This is a genomic window from Escherichia sp. WS1451 (genome assembly GCF_046487365.1).
GTDB classification, from domain to species: Bacteria; Pseudomonadota; Gammaproteobacteria; order Enterobacterales; family Enterobacteriaceae; genus Escherichia; species Escherichia coli.
Map to the genome: position 1 here is coordinate 1 of NZ_JBJQJP010000087.1, position 526 is coordinate 526.

1 protein-coding gene is annotated in these 526 nt (G+C 47.3%); it reads left to right on the top strand.

Annotated features, from left to right (window positions below; all coding sequences use genetic code 11):
- Positions 1-494: IS3 family transposase (locus ACJHX7_RS26300; RefSeq protein ID WP_122988703.1), on the top strand; the 494-nt coding region annotated here is incomplete at its 5' end.
- Positions 495-526 lie beyond the last annotated feature (32 nt).

Here is a 526-nt window from a genome sequence, read left to right on the forward strand (position 1 = left end):
AAGCTCCCTGTGAGAAATGGGTGACAGATATCACCGAATTCAGGGCTGGCGGACAAAAACTGTACCTGTCCCCGATACTTGATTTGTTTAACGGGGAAATCGTGGCGTGGGAAACTGCCAGCAGGCCTACAGAGGAGCTGGTGAAGCGCATGTTAAATAAGGGGCTGGAAAGCCTTGCAGAAGGAGAAAAACCGCTGCTCCACAGTGATCAAGGGTGGCATTACCGGATAAAAAGTTATCAGTCTGCCCTGGCAGACAAAGGGTTAGTGCAGAGCATGTCGCGCAAGGGCAACTGTCTTGATAATGCGGTAATGGAGAATTTCTTTGGTCACCTGAAAGAAGAAATGTACTATCGCCGGGACTACAGAAGTGTAGAAGAGCTGGAAAATGCCGTTAACGAATACATAACTTACTGGAATCAAAAAAGAATAAAACTCAGTCTTGGGGGACTCAGCCCGGTAGAATACCGGACTGAGTATCAAAAAGCCGGTTAACTGAAACTGTCCAGGTTTTGGGGTTCAGTTCA